Genomic DNA, 13,042 nt, shown 5'->3' with positions numbered 1-13,042 from the left:
GGATGGAGAGCGGCCCCTTGTTCAAAGTCTCAGCTGATCTTGCGCGCTGCCCTGCGCTTGCTCAGTTCGTCGTCCGGAAAGGACTGCTCGGCCGCATGTTCGCTGGGAAGCGAGGCCAGGCTGCCTTCCACCTCACGCCAGACACGGCCGACGGCGATGCCGAACACACCCTGCCCGCCCTGGACAAGGTCGATGACCTCGTCCGCGGAGGTGCACTCATAGACGCTCGCGCCGTCGCTCATCAGCGTAATCTGGGCAAGGTCCTCGACGCCGCGTTCCCGCAGGTGCTCCACCGCGGTGCGGATTTGCTGCAGTGATACCCCGGTGTCCAGGAGCCGCTTGACGACTTTGAGGACCAGGATGTCGCGGAAGCCGTAGAGCCGCTGGGAGCCGGAACCGGCCGCGCCGCGGACTGCGGGCTCCACCAGGCCGGTGCGTGCCCAGTAATCCAGCTGGCGGTACGTGATGCCGGCCGCCTTGCATGCGGTGGGCCCGCGGTAGCCCGCGTCCTCATCCAGCACAGGAAGGTCTTCGGTAAACAGGAGGCCCTGGGCACCGCTCGCCGGCACAGCAACACCAGCCGTGGGCTGCTTCAGCCCGCCTGCTTCACCTTTGGGACTCACCTGGATCCTCCTTGTCATACGCTCCCGGGGAAACTGCTGCAGCAGCAGTGCATGAAGACCATGCATGTAATTTTCGCGGGGCGCACTTTCCAGTGTGACTTGCGCGGCTGCCGTAAGCAATGGGAACTCGATACTTCGACGTTAGGCCCGGCGGGTCGCAAGGTCAAAGACCCTGCAGGGTTAAACGAGGCGTGTCGAAAGTTTCACCCTCAACTTTAACCTTAACGTGACCTTAGCCGTCGAAATCCTCAGGCTCAACATCGTCCAGGAACTCCCGGAACCGGCGCAGCTCGCGCTCCTCATCAACGGTGGGACCGGGCTCCGTGTCCTCGCCCTCGTCATGCTCGGTGATGCGGACCCCGGCCTCGTCCATGACCGAGTCCGCGCACCAGATCCGGCACTTTGCGCGCAGCGCCACAGCCAGCGCGTCCGAAGCCCGCGAGCTCACTGTCGTCCCGTTCTCGAACTGCAGCTGGCCGTAGAAGATGTTGTCCTCCACCGCCACGATGTTCACGCTGACCACCGAGTGCCCCAGCGACTCCACGACGTCCACCAGGAGGTCATGGGTCATGGGGCGGGGCGGGACCACACCCTGCTGGGCGAGGGCGATGGCGCTGGCTTCGGGCGTCCCGATCCAGATGGGGACATGGCGCTCCCCGTGCATTTCCCGAAGCAGGACCAGGGGCTGGTTGGAAGGCAGTTCGATGCGAACGCCCACAATCTCGACTTCAATCATCAGATGTCCATGCGTGAGATATGGTCCTGCACCAAGGCCCGGTGCAGGGTGAGGCAGAGGTCGCTGATCTCACGGGCGGCCTCAGCTGCCCGCGCCTGGGACGCGGAGTCCTTGCGGGACGCCAAGGGCGCCACGACGCGCTCCACCAGGCCAAACTCCCGTTCCGCAGCCGCCTGGAAGGGGCGGAGGTGGCGGGGTTCAAGCCCGTGGCTTTCCAGCTGGACGCATGCCCGCGCCACCTGGAGGGCGTGCTCATCGAACTGGCCATGGCTGTGGCTGATCAGGCCGAAACTCAGGAGGGACTGCAGCAGCGGCACGCTGGCACCGGATTCCGCGCGCAGCTGCTCTTCCGTCAGCTTGCGCCCGCGGTTCTGCAATTCCGCCGCCAGTTCGTCCGAGACGATGCGCGTGGACACCACGACGCCGGGAGGGAGGTTCTCGGGGCGTTCTCCCCTGTCGATGGCGTCGAGGTAGTCCTTGATGACCTTCAGGGGAAGGTACTGGTCCCGCTGCAGGGCCAGGACGAAGCGCAGCCGTTCCACGTCGCCGTCGGAGTACTGGCGGTACCCTGCCGGCGTCCGGCGCGGGTTGATCAGCCCTTTTTCCTCCAGGAACCTGATCTTGGACGCAGTCATGCCGGGAAAGTCCCCGCTGAGCTGTGCGAGGACTTCCCCAATGTTGAGGACCTGGGGTCCCCGGCGTTCCGGTTGTGCCATTGCCACAGGCAGTGGTCCCCGGGTCAGCCGCGGCCTGCAGCGCTGGCAGGGCTCAGGTAGAAGGTGAGGCGGAACTTGCCGATCTGGACTTCGCTGCCGTTCTTGAGCTCAACACTGTCCACGCGGTCGTGGTTGACGTAGGTGCCGTTCAGGCTGTTTTTGTCCACCACTTCAAAGCTCCGTGCGGTGCGCCGGAACTCGACGTGGCGGCGGGAGACGGTGACGTCATCCAGGAAGATGTCCGCATCCGGGTGCCGTCCCGCCGTGGTGACGTCGGAATCGAGCAGGAAGCGGGCGCCGGCGTTGGGACCGCTGTGCGCGACCAGCAGGGCTGACCCCGCCGGCAGCGCCTCAACCGAGTTGCGCTCTTCGGACGAGAGTTTGGGGGCAATCGTAGGCTCATCCCTCACCGGGGTGAGGTGGATTGAAGTGGTCTCCGACGCCCTGGCCGCACCCGAGCCGTATTCCCCGTCGGCAGGGTTCTGTGTGTGGCCAGCCATGGACTCCTCCTCTTTCCGTTGCAGTCCTTGGGACTGCAACCAACATCTGCCCTCCGGACCTGCGACGCAGGCCCGGTCCCGGCCCGCCGATCCGGCGGCTGACGTGCGAAGACGTTCTGCCTTCGCGGTGCGGCCGGACCGGAATTACCGGTAGCTTTAGCCTACCTGCTGTTCGTACTCCGATGCACTGAGCAAAGACTCAACAGCGTCCGCTTCGGCCAGCTTGACCTCAATCAGCCAGCCGTCGCCGTAGGGATCCGTATTGATCAGCGCCGAATCGGTGTCCAGTGACTCGTTGCGGGCAACAACTTCGCCGGAAACAGGTGCGTAGATGTCGCTGACGCTCTTGGTGGACTCCACCTCGCCCACAACTTCGTTCGCCGTAATCTTTGTGCCGACTTCCGGCATCTGGGCGTAGACAACGTCCCCGAGTGCGTCCTGGGCAAAGTCGGTGATGCCTACCCGGACCACGCCGTCGGCATTGGGGGCGGTGACCCACTCGTGTTCGGCAGTGTAGGACAGATCTTCGGGAATGTTGCTCATCAGGGGCCTTTCATCGGGTCGAACACCAATGTCAACGGGGCCCCGGAAACGGGCCGCCGCTGAAAGTATAGGCACAACTGCCGGGGCGTTCGCCGGGGTTTCTGACAAGATGGGACGCATGAGCGCAAGCACAGCCGGCCTCCACGGCGGGCAAGGCAGGTAGCGGATGCCCGAGCTGCCCGAAGTCGCCGGCCTTGCCGGGTTCCTGGCTGACCACCTCCAGGGAGCCGCCGTCTCAAAAGTGCAGATCGTCTCCTTCGCCGTGCTCAAGACGGCCGATCCCCCGTTCAGCGCCCTCGAGGGCAGGACCGTCACGGGTGTTCGGCGCTTCGGCAAGTTCATCAGCATCGACACCGGCGGCATTTCTTTCGTCTTTCACCTGGCCAGGGCGGGCTGGGTCCGCTTCACGGACTCCCCCACCGATACCCAGCTGAAAATGGGCAAGGGGCACATCGCCGCCCGCCTTGCCTTCACCGGCCCCGGCGGACCCCGCGGTTTGGACCTCACCGAGGCCGGCACCAAGAAAAGCCTTGCGGTGTACGTGGTGCGGGACCCGCAGGACGTGCCCGGCATCGCCACCCTGGGGCCGGACCCCTTCGCTGACGGGTTCGACGCCGACGTGCTGGCTGAGATCCTTGCCGGCAGTTCCCAGCAGATCAAGGGCCTCCTGCGCAGCCAGAGCGTGATCGCCGGCATCGGCAACGCCTACAGCGACGAAATCCTGCATGCGGCGCGGATCTCGCCTTTCGCCACGGCAAAGTCCCTGGACCGCGGCACAGTCCAGGTCCTGTACGACGCTATTCATGACGTCCTGGGCACTGCACTGGCGGAGGCCAGCGGCAAGCCGCCGAAGGATCTCAAGGACGTGAAACGGAGCCATATGCGCGTCCATGCCCGGACCGGGCAGCCCTGCCCCGTGTGCGGGGATACTGTCCGCGAGGTTTCCTTTGCGGACACCGCCCTGCAGTACTGCCCCACCTGCCAGACCAAGGGGAAGATCCTGGCAGACCGCAGGACCTCTAAGTTCCTGAAGTAGCAAAGGCAATGCAGCGGTGCGTTTACCGGCTGTTAGAGGCGCTGGAGGAACCAGCCTTCAAGCATCTCAGTGTTCCATGATGGTGCGCGGACAAGGATCATATCCCGGTCCTCATGGAGGACCTGGTTGACGCCTTCAGCACCAGATAACTCGCGGACCAGCCGTTCCACGTCGGCCGACCGTTCATGACAGAGTTCATCGCTTAAACCAATCTCGAAGTCGTACCCGCCCGGTTCGCCCCGGATGTCCTCAACCTCGAGAATGGGCTCACGCTCCGTGGTTTCGTCAGTGAGCACTGATTCTTGGTTTAGTTGTCCGATTAGCGCCCGCGCGTACGCCTCGATCCTGTCATCGGACGATTCCCGGACCCGGTTCAGAGAGGCGCGCGCGTCCACTACCGGCAGCCCGGGCAGGAAGTTATGGGTCTCTCCCGTGCCGCTGACGAGGACCGGATGGTTGTTCAGGTGGTAGCGCTTTTGAGGACCGCGTGCAACGTCCCACCGTGCATTGGGAGCATGCCCGAGCACGACTTCCGCCAGGTAGGACACAAGGCCGTCCAACAAAGTCAGGGATTCCAAGGAAAGGGTGCGCTCTTCCGCGGTGGTGAAGCGTTCCCACGATGGCCACATCTCCGGCGGCACGGAGGCGGGGTCGGTGGCGCCGGGGGCATCCCGCCTGGCCAGACGGGACAGCAACCAACGCCACACCGGCACCAGGCTCTCAAGGCTTCCGTCGAGAAGTGCTTGGGGGTCCTGCCCGTCTTCCACCAAGCGCTCCCGAAGCAGCGTCAGTGCGGGACCGCGCTCTTTAAGAAACTCTTGGAGGGCGGCCGCGGCTTCGGGTTTAGTCAGTTCGCGATAGTTAGTCATGGCAGATGGACAATGTAGGGGATACCTTTCGCGTCGAGCAAGTCCAGTACGCGTGGATCTGCCCCCAATGAACCGGTGCGGCCACCCACAAAGTGCCAAACTACGCCCATGACGTCGGCATTCTCGCTGCTTGTATCGGCAAGAATCGCGGCGTCCTTCTCGATTTGCCGTTGGACCCTGGAGCGGAAGGGAACGAATCCGGACTTGACCTCGCGCATAATACCGTTCTCGTCGACCATGTCTGCGACTCGTCCGGAACTGAAGCCCGGCGCTTTCCGGTAGAGCTGACGCTGATCGGACGCCACGCCGAAAAGGCCGGCGACTGCGTTCTCCGCATCACGCCAGTGGTTGACGAAGGGGATGGAGTCCCCAACTCGAACGTTAGTCCGGTTGAGGGCATTGACGATGTGGTCTGCCCCGTGGCGCGAGGAGGCGAGCCGCAGGAAGCTCTCTTCACTCATGCCCGGCGAGACCTTGCGCAGCGCGTCCCAGTTGCTGTTGATTCCGGTAATGATCTGCGCACGGGCGCTGGCGGGAAATTCCTCCAGCCTGGCGATCGCCGCGACCACGTCATCCAGAAGGTGGGCGTTGCGGCCGAGGAACTTGGTGACCTTTGCGATGATGTTTGCGGTGTCGCCGACGTACGGGACCACACCGGCGAGGGACATGCCCGCAGCGACCCAGTCCCCCTTCACCGTGTTGGCAAGCAGGTCGCGCAAGTCGAGGACCGCTCCCACGATCCATCCGACGACCGGGATGAAGCTTGTAGCGGAAGACGTGATGGTCCCGAGCAGGTAGGGGACGGTGGTGCCGTCACCGGCATCGCCGAGGGCTGCCCCCTTGGCGAACTCGCTGGCCCATTCGTCCGGGCTCATGGGGTCATCGAAGACCACCGGGCTGAACCCTGCGCCTGCCTGGGCTGCCTCGGTCCCGTCGCCGTACCCGTCACCATCCGTGTCCCCGGCAAGGGGGTCAGCGGGCCAGCTCAGCTCATCCGAGTCGCCAAGACCATCGGCGTCGGTGTCAGAACGCCAAACCGAGGTGCCCTCGTCCAGCTCGGCCGGGTCCGTGAGCCCGTCCCCGTCCGTGTCGGCCTTAGCGGGATCGGACAGGACCTGGAAAGTGTCAGACGCGGCCGGAATGCCGAAACCAGCGCCGAGCGGTCGGACCTCGTCGCCATCAAGCAGCCCGTCCATGTCGGTATCCGGGTCGAAGGGGTCGGACGTGTAGCGCAGCGCCGTGCCGGGGCTGAACGCACCCTGGATCTCGACACAGTCGTTCAGGCCGTCCTTGTCACTGTCGAGGGCCACGCCCTCATCCCCGCCGGTGTCATCGCTGATGCGGCGGAAGGCCTCCGGCAGTTCCTCGGCACTGTCGACCTGGTAGTACTGGCCGCCCGTCTCGGAAGCGATAGTGCTGAGCAAACCAGTGTTGACGGCACTTCCGAGGCCGATGGTGTAGATCGTGATGTACCCCTGCTTGGCCTGCTGCAGGTAGTAGGGGTTCCAGGATCCATCACCGTCCGTCAGCAGGATCATGACCCGGCCGCGGTCAGGATCGTTGTTATTGATCAGGACACTGTTTGCGGTGCTGACGCCGGCGGAGATGTTCGTGCCGCCAAAGTCATCGATGCGGTCGATGGCCCCCTTAACCGCATCCTTGTTCGTGGTCAGGGACTGCAGGACCCGGGCGCTGCTGTCGAAGTCGACCACGGCTGCCCGGTCCTCGGGCAGCAGCGCATCAACCAATATCTTCGCCGCGTCCCGACGCAGGCCTTCGGGGTCGTTCCAGCTCATGGACCCGGACGAATCGATGGACAGGGCGAGGTCAAGGAAGACGACGTCGTCTCCCCCGCCATCCGTGCGTGCCCTGCACGGGTTGTCTTTCGCCTCCCAGGTCTGGCCCCAGTTGACGATGTCGAAGACCGCATAGGTGGAGAAGTGGTCGACGGTGACAGTGACCGTACCGGCAGCAGCGTCCACGCGTTGTTCGGTTTTGACCGGAACCCAGGCATTGGCGGCCTCATCCAACCAGAAGACGCGGGCACGCGCAGTGGCCTCACCGGAAGGCAGAGAGGCGGGATCGTAGGGCAACGTAATGTGCGCCTGGACCATCCCTTCACCGGGGGCTTCGAACTCGAAAGCCGGCCCCACTTTAGCGGCCGCCCTCGTGCGCAGGTCATCGGCAGGGATAGTGGCGATCCGGGCACCAAGAACGGACTGACCGGCTCCCGCTACCTCCGCTGAGGCACGCTCGGGACCCTCCACAGAAACAGAGAGCAGTTCATCCGCGTCCCGGACACCGTCCCCGTCAGAATCAGGGTTGATCGGGTCCGTGTGAGCGCGAAGTTCTACGCCGTCCCTCAAGGTATCGCCATCGGTGTCGGCCAGCAGCGGGTCAGTCCGGTGGTCCGCCTCCTGGCCGTCAGTGATACCGTCGCCGTCCGTGTCCGGGTCGACAGCAGAAGTTCCGGCCGCCTGCTCCCCTCCCGCAGTCAACCCGTCGCCGTCGTGGTCTTCCTGGGCGTCGCTAATTCCGTCCGCGTCGGTGTCCGCCTTGTTCAAGGCCAACACAGCCATTGCATCGAACTCAAAGGAGTCCCCTAGCCCGTCGCCGTCGGTGTCGAGGGACAGCGGCGAGGCACCCACGGTAAGCTCGGCACGGTCAGGTATGCCGTCCCCGTCACGGTCGCCGTCGTATATGATGCCGAGCTCTGCCAGCGCGTTCGTGCCGTGACGCCATGCCGCGCCCAAGTGGGTTTCGGCGGGAACTGGCAGCCCTCCGGCGAGGGCAGCGCGTGCCTGTTCGAGAGCTTTCTCCGCGGACGCCAGTTCCCGCTCCGCGGCTGTACGATCGGCGGCTGTGAGCCCGAGATCCGAGGGTATCGGCGACGAGAGCGCGGTCCGGGCGTCGGCTACCGCGGTCTCCGACGTGAGCCGACCTGCCAACAGCAGGTTTGTCAAGGCCGACGATACGATGGCCCTGGCCGCCGTGTCCGTTTCCTTCCCCACAGCGGCGTCCAGGTGGGAAACCAGCTGGAGGTCCTGGCGGAACGCCTCCTGGCCGTCGAAGTCCTCGCGGTAACGCACGCCATCGACATAGCCGCCTACCGTCGCCGCGACTGCATTGAGGCGGTCCGGTCCGGGAGGCTTCGATGTATGTGGTCGAAGGGCGGCCACCAGCGCCTCTTTGGCTCCCGAGCTCTTGACCCCGAATGGAGCATTGGCCACGGCAGCGACTTCGCTGGCAACGCTGTTCGCAGCGTGCACCGGTGACGCAGGGCCGAGGGACTGGGCAACTGCCGCCACGATGAGGGCAAAGCCGATCCCACCGGATTTGAGAACTGACCGCTTCACGTCAGCCCCTTGATTCCGTGGTGATGGTAAGCGCAGGACCGCTGGCAAATTCACATGAAAAAACGTGGCGCACAGGGCGCCGTCCCCCAACAAGCATCGTTGCTCCCCAGCAAGCGTACGGATAGTTGGGCCAAACGTATGCCAGCAATAATCAAAACGCTAGAGAAACCTGCTGAGCGTTTTAGTAAAGAGGATGACAGGTTTGGTCACACCCGATGGTGCCGGTTGAGGTTTCATCGGGCGGGATGCCCGCGGTGGTTGCCGGACCCTGCCAGTTAAACACGAGAGGCCGCCTCCGGATGTCTCCGAAGGCGGCCTGTCGTGTTTTGGTCGGGCTGACAGGATTTGAACCTGCGACCCCTTGACCCCCAGTCAAGTGCGCTACCAAGCTGCGCTACAGCCCGCTGGTTCCGCCGTTCTCCGCTGTGCGGCATCTTCGGTTTTATTCGAAGATTTCCACCAGCAGTCCGGCCGAACCACCTAGAAGAGCTTACACGATCCCGGAGGGTGCCTGTGACACTTTCCAGGATTCCGCCCCGAGGTGTGTCGCAATTAACGCTTCTTCCCGCGCTTTTCCCGCACGCGCATGCTGACCTCGATGGGCGTGCCCTCGAAGCCGAAAGTTTCCCGGAGCCGGCGGGTGATGAAGCGGCGGTATCCGGGGTCCAGGAATCCGGTGGTGAACAGCACGAACTTCGGCGGCCGGCTGGACGCCTGGGTGCCGAAGAGGATGCGGGGCTGCTTGCCGCCGCGGACGGGGTGCGGGTGCGCGGCCACGAGTTCGCCGAGGAAAGCGTTCAGGCGGCCCGTGGCGATGCGCTTGTCCCAGTTCTCCAGGGCCAAGTCCAGGGCGGGAACCAGGCGGTCCTTGTGCCACCCGGTCTTGGCCGAGATGTTCACCCGGGGCGCCCAGTTCACGTGGGCCAGGTCCTGCTCGATTTCACGTTCCAGGTAGCGCCGGCGTTCGTCGTCGAGCAGGTCCCACTTGTTGAACGCCAGCACCAGGGCGCGGCCGGACTCAATGGCCAGCTGCAGGATGCGGACGTCCTGCTCGCTGAGGACTTCATCAACGGCGAGGAGCACGACGGCGACCTCCGCCTTTTCGAGCGCTGCCTGTGTCCGCAGGGAGGCGTAGAAGTCGGCGCCCTGCGCCATGTGCTGGCGGCGGCGGATGCCTGCGGTGTCCACGAAGCGCCAGGTCCGCCCGCCGAGCTCGATGAACTCGTCCACGGGGTCGCGGGTGGTTCCGGCGGTGTTGTCCACCACCACGCGCTCAGTGCCCGCCAGCTTGTTCAGAAGCGAGGACTTGCCCACGTTGGGGCGGCCGATCAGGGCAATGCGCCGCGGGCCGCCGGAGCGGTCAGTTCCCTCAATGGTGGAGAACTCCGGGAGTACGTCCATCACGTGGTCCAGCAGGTCCGCCACCCCACGCCCGTGCAGGGCCGACACCGGGTACGGCTCGCCAAAGCCGAGGCCCCACAGGGTGGCCGAGTCCGCCTCCTGTGCAAAGTCGTCCACTTTGTTGGCCACCATGATGACCGGCTTCTTGCTGCGGCGCAGCATCTTCATAACGCCTTCGTCGGTGGCGGTAGCCCCCACCGCGGAGTCCACCACGAAGAGCACGGCGTCCGCGAGTTCAACGGCCATCTCGGCCTGCTCCGCAACACGGGCGTGGATACCGCGGGCATCGTGCTCCCAGCCGCCCGTGTCCACCAGGGTGAAGTTGCGGCCGTTCCAGTTGGCGGAGTACATGACACGGTCGCGGGTGACGCCGGGGGTGTCCTCCACCACTGCTTCACGGCGGCCGAGGATGCGGTTCACCAGCGTGGACTTGCCCACGTTCGGCCGGCCGATGATGGCCAGGACGGGATCGAGCTTGACGGGGCCTTCGAAGTCCTCGTCGCCGTAGTCGCCGCTGAGCAGTGCGGCGTCTTCCTCGTCGAGGTCGTAGTCCTCCAGGCCCGCCCGAAGGGACGCGGCGCGGAGCTCTGCCTCGTCGTCGTCAATGGCAGCCAGCCTTTCGGCCACCTGGTCCGTGCCCGTGGGCGTGTATTCGTCTTCGCCGGCGCCGGGGTGGCCGGGAGTTTGAGTCGTATCGCTCATTGCACTGTCCTTAGTGGTCATCTGCCGGCGTCCCGGCTACTGCTGTTAAGTCTTGGCGGGCATCTGCGAAAGGCAGTGGCTGCCCGCTGAGTTGAATGGAGTCCTGGACGTGCCCTGCCAGCGCGGCGCGGATTTCCAGCGCCGCCCTGTCCATTGAAGCACGCCCGCTTTCCCCTGCCCGGCGGGCAAGGGTGAGGGCATTTCCGAAGCTGACGTGGAAGCGCCTGCCCGGCCGGGGCACGGAATCGAGGTGCTCCGCTCCCCTGCGGGTCCCCAGGATCGCCACCGGAACCACCGGGGCTCCGGAATTCAGCGCCAGCCAGGCCACGCCGCTGTTGATGTCCGCCGCGGCCCCGCTCCCCCGCGTACCTTCGGGAAGGATCCCAACGCACCGTCCGGCGTCGAGCACTTCCTTGCAGCGCTGCAGCGCTGCGCGGTCGCCCCGCCGGTCCACAGGCAATTGCCCGGAGGCGGTAAGGACCCGGCCAAGGAATCCCTGGAACATCTCCTGTTTGACCAGGATGTGCATGGGCCGTGGCGAGGCACCGAACATGACCGGCCCGTCCAGGAAGCTGATGTGGTTCGCGGCAAAAATCACCGGGCCTCCCGTGGGCACGTTGTCCTTGCCCGTGACGGTGGTCCGGTACACCATATGGTCCAGGATCCAGCCCACCGGCCGGCTCCAGGTCATGGTCAGCGCGGACGGAATGCCTGGCCGGGAGGTGGTGGCCGCGCCCTCAGTCACGGTTAAGGGCCTTCGTGACGATCACCAGGGCTGCAGCGACGGTCTGCTCGAAGTCGAGGTCCGACGAGTCCAAGGTGACAACACCGGAGGCCGCCTTCGTGAAGTTCACCACCGTGGAATCCCTGGCATCGCGGCGGGTCACCTGCGCGGCCAGCTGTTCCGCGTCCTGCGTGCCGCCGAGCTGGATTCCACGCCGGCGCAGCCGCGCTTCCTCACTGGCGGTCAGCAGCATGCGGACTTCCGCGCCGGGCGCGACGACGGTAGTGATGTCCCTGCCCTCGACCACCATGCGGCGGTGGTGCTTTTCAATCAGTTCCCGCTGCCGGCGGATAAGTTCCGTCCGGGCGCCCAGTGTGGTGGCCACAGCGCTGACGGCCGAGGAGATTGCCGGTTCGCGGATGGCGTCAGTGACGTCCACGCCGTCCACTCGGACGTACTCGTCCTGCGGGCTGGTGCTCAGTTCCAGCACCAGGTCCCGGGATGCCTGTTCCACGGCTGCGGCGTCGTCGAGGTCGATTCCCTCGGTGACGCAGTACCACGTCAGGGCGCGGTACATCGCGCCCGTGTCCAGGTAGGCGAGCCGGAGCCTGCGGGCCACTTCCTTGCTGACGCTGGACTTGCCGGACCCGGAGGGGCCGTCAATGGCCACCACCAGCGGCCGTCCGATGCGCAGCGCGGGCATGGTGTCGAGAAGTTCCTGTGTCATTACTGAAGTACCCGCCATCCGCGGTCGTTTAGTGCTTCGATCAGGTGGTCGTGCTTGTTCGGCAACACGGATATTTCCACCATACCCACGTTTTGGCCGGACGAGTGGTCCAGGCGGAGGTCCTCCAGGTTGACGCCGATCTCACCGATTTCGGTCAGGAGCCGCGCGATCTGACCCGGTTTGTCGTCAACCAGGACCGTCAGCCAGGAGTATGCCTGCGGCGGTCCGCCGTGCTTGCCCGGAATGCGTGCCTGGCCGGCGTTGCCCTCGCTCATGAGCTGGGCCAGGTCCAGCCGCGCCCCGGGGGCTGTCGGCTTTTCCAGGGTGCCGATCAGCCGGTTGAGGTCTTCCCGGACGCCGTAGAGGATGTCCACCACCTTCGCCGCGTTGCCGCCAAGGATCTGGACCCACAGGGCGGGATCACTGGCAGCAATGCGGGTGACGTCGCGCAGGCCGTTGCCGGCCAGGGACAGCGCGTGCAGGGGTGTGCCCTGCAACCGGCTCGCCACCAGCGAGGACATGACCTGGGGCAGGTGCGAGACCAGGGCCACGGCTTCGTCGTGTTCGTCGGGGGTGAACTGGGAGACGACGGCGCCCAGGTCTGTGGCCAGGGAACGGGCCGTCTGCAGGGCGGAGCCCGACGTCTCCTCAGACGGGCACACCACCCACGGCATCGAGGTGAACAGCTCGCCCCGCGCGGCCACGGGACCGGACTTTTCCCGTCCGGCCATGGGGTGCGTGCCAACGTAGCGGGACAGGTCAACGCCGCTGCGGCGCAGCTGCTCCAGGATCTCCGCCTTCACGCTGGCGATATCCACCACAACCGAGTCAGGGTAGTCGGACAGGGCCGCTGCCACGACATCCGCCGTGACGTCGGGCGGAGCCGCGACCACCACCAGCTGCGGAACCCTGCCGCCCAGCTCAGCCAGCGGCCGGCCCGCCCCGATGTCCACGGCTACCGCCTGGTTGGTGGGCGAGGGATCGGACAGGAACACCGGGACACCCCGGCCGCGCAGGCCCAGTCCGATGCTGGTGCCCAACAGGCCGGTGCCGAGGACCACGACCGGGCCGTCCAGGTGCCCGCGGCCCTGGCTGTGGAAAGCGGACAT

Annotated in this window: 12 protein-coding genes and 1 tRNA gene; 1 reads left to right on the top strand and 12 read right to left on the bottom strand. The window is 65.5% G+C overall.

The window, feature by feature from the left end:
• Positions 1 to 29: 29 nt before the first annotated feature.
• The 5 genes from FHJ30_RS08260 to gcvH all read right to left on the bottom strand — a co-directional run bounded on the left by FHJ30_RS08260 (position 30) and on the right by gcvH (position 3,118).
• Positions 30 to 623: a MerR family transcriptional regulator gene (locus FHJ30_RS08260; RefSeq protein WP_009358601.1), complete on the bottom strand. Its 594-nt coding sequence runs from the start codon at positions 621 to 623 to the stop codon at positions 30 to 32.
• A 232-nt stretch (positions 624 to 855) separates the two neighbouring features.
• Positions 856 to 1,359: a bifunctional nuclease family protein gene (locus FHJ30_RS08255; RefSeq protein WP_138135016.1), complete on the bottom strand. Its 504-nt coding sequence runs from the start codon at positions 1,357 to 1,359 to the stop codon at positions 856 to 858.
• Positions 1,359 to 2,075 carry a MerR family transcriptional regulator gene (locus tag FHJ30_RS08250; protein ID WP_139028831.1) on the bottom strand — a complete coding sequence of 239 codons (717 nt, stop codon included), beginning with the start codon at positions 2,073 to 2,075 and terminating at the stop codon, positions 1,359 to 1,361. Before FHJ30_RS08250 ends, FHJ30_RS08255 begins: the two co-directional genes overlap by 1 nt.
• A 23-nt stretch (positions 2,076 to 2,098) precedes the next feature.
• Positions 2,099 to 2,575, bottom strand: a complete 477-nt coding sequence (locus tag FHJ30_RS08245) for an FHA domain-containing protein (RefSeq protein WP_139028830.1) — start codon at positions 2,573 to 2,575, stop codon at positions 2,099 to 2,101.
• Between the two features lie 156 nt (positions 2,576 to 2,731).
• Positions 2,732 to 3,118, bottom strand: coding sequence for a glycine cleavage system protein GcvH (gene gcvH / locus FHJ30_RS08240; RefSeq protein WP_139028829.1), 387 nt, complete (start codon positions 3,116 to 3,118; stop codon positions 2,732 to 2,734).
• 166 nt (positions 3,119 to 3,284) lie between these two features.
• On the opposite strand from gcvH, the gene FHJ30_RS08235 reads away from it, so the two are divergent.
• On the top strand, positions 3,285 to 4,154 hold the full coding sequence (locus FHJ30_RS08235) for an Fpg/Nei family DNA glycosylase (RefSeq protein ID WP_139028828.1): 870 nt from the start codon (positions 3,285 to 3,287) through the stop codon (positions 4,152 to 4,154).
• A gap of 32 nt (positions 4,155 to 4,186) precedes the next feature.
• Here the strand turns inward: FHJ30_RS08235 and FHJ30_RS08230 are convergent, their stop codons facing one another.
• From FHJ30_RS08230 to FHJ30_RS08200, 7 genes are all read right to left on the bottom strand, one after another.
• On the bottom strand, positions 4,187 to 5,023 hold the full coding sequence (locus FHJ30_RS08230; RefSeq protein WP_139028827.1) for a hypothetical protein: 837 nt from the start codon (positions 5,021 to 5,023) through the stop codon (positions 4,187 to 4,189).
• A complete protein-coding gene (locus FHJ30_RS08225) occupies positions 5,020 to 8,379 on the bottom strand; it encodes a VWA domain-containing protein (RefSeq protein ID WP_139028826.1) in 3,360 nt (1,119 codons plus the stop codon). Before FHJ30_RS08225 ends, FHJ30_RS08230 begins: the two co-directional genes overlap by 4 nt.
• 327 nt (positions 8,380 to 8,706) lie before the next feature.
• Positions 8,707 to 8,783: transfer RNA gene (locus tag FHJ30_RS08220), tRNA-Pro, on the bottom strand.
• Positions 8,784 to 8,931: 148 nt separating this feature from the next.
• Positions 8,932 to 10,482 carry a ribosome biogenesis GTPase Der gene (der, locus tag FHJ30_RS08215; RefSeq protein ID WP_139028825.1) on the bottom strand — a complete coding sequence of 517 codons (1,551 nt, stop codon included), beginning with the start codon at positions 10,480 to 10,482 and terminating at the stop codon, positions 8,932 to 8,934.
• 10 nt (positions 10,483 to 10,492) lie between these two features.
• Positions 10,493 to 11,173 carry a 1-acyl-sn-glycerol-3-phosphate acyltransferase gene (locus FHJ30_RS08210; RefSeq protein WP_171058968.1) on the bottom strand — a complete coding sequence of 227 codons (681 nt, stop codon included), beginning with the start codon at positions 11,171 to 11,173 and terminating at the stop codon, positions 10,493 to 10,495.
• Between the two features lie 46 nt (positions 11,174 to 11,219).
• Complete coding sequence (gene cmk / locus FHJ30_RS08205) at positions 11,220 to 11,933, bottom strand: (d)CMP kinase (protein WP_139028824.1); 714 nt, start codon at positions 11,931 to 11,933, stop codon at positions 11,220 to 11,222.
• Entirely contained in the window at positions 11,933 to 13,042 is a 1,110-nt protein-coding gene (locus FHJ30_RS08200) for a prephenate dehydrogenase (protein WP_139028823.1), read from the bottom strand. Before FHJ30_RS08200 ends, cmk begins: the two co-directional genes overlap by 1 nt.

This window comes from Arthrobacter sp. BB-1, assembly GCF_006151685.1.
In the GTDB taxonomy this organism is placed as follows: domain Bacteria; phylum Actinomycetota; class Actinomycetes; order Actinomycetales; family Micrococcaceae; genus Arthrobacter.
The sequence above is the reverse complement of the archived record's forward strand: the minus strand, read 5'-3'. Positions and strand labels throughout refer to the sequence as shown.